The organism is Streptococcus sp. TATVAM-FAB8, from assembly GCF_046592795.1.
Classification (GTDB): domain Bacteria; phylum Bacillota; class Bacilli; order Lactobacillales; family Streptococcaceae; genus Streptococcus; species Streptococcus ruminicola.
The window spans coordinates 1-350 of record NZ_JAWVPQ010000024.1 but is presented as its reverse complement, the minus strand read 5'-3'; the positions used below and the strand labels follow the sequence as shown (position 1 = coordinate 350).

The 350-nt window shown below is 50.9% G+C and carries 4 tRNA genes; all 4 read right to left on the bottom strand.

Going from position 1 to position 350, the window contains the following annotated elements:
• Positions 1 to 2: 2 nt before the first annotated feature.
• A tRNA-Thr gene (locus tag SFC32_RS08510) sits at positions 3 to 75 on the bottom strand.
• Between the two features lie 14 nt (positions 76 to 89).
• A tRNA-Leu gene (locus SFC32_RS08505) sits at positions 90 to 171 on the bottom strand.
• A 9-nt stretch (positions 172 to 180) separates the two neighbouring features.
• A tRNA-Lys gene (locus SFC32_RS08500) sits at positions 181 to 253 on the bottom strand.
• A gap of 3 nt (positions 254 to 256) precedes the next feature.
• Positions 257 to 329: transfer RNA gene (locus SFC32_RS08495), tRNA-Asp, on the bottom strand.
• Positions 330 to 350 lie beyond the last annotated feature (21 nt).

Sequence of the window (350 nt, the reverse complement as noted above, 5' to 3'; positions counted from 1 at the left end):
TATGCCGGCTACATGACTTGAACACGCGACCCTCTGATTACAAATCAGATGCTCTACCAACTGAGCTAAGCCGGCAACTTCTTATTTAATGCGGGTTAAGGGACTTGAACCCCCACGCCGTTAAGCGCCAGATCCTAAATCTGGTGCGTCTGCCAATTCCGCCAAACCCGCATATTAATATGACCCGTACTGGGCTCGAACCAGTGACCCTCTGATTAAAAGTCAGATGCTCTACCAACTGAGCTAACGAGTCAAACGGTCCCGACGGGAATCGAACCCGCGATCTTCGCCGTGACAGGGCGACGTGATAACCGCTACACCACGGGACCTTTTGGTTTATATACCATTGT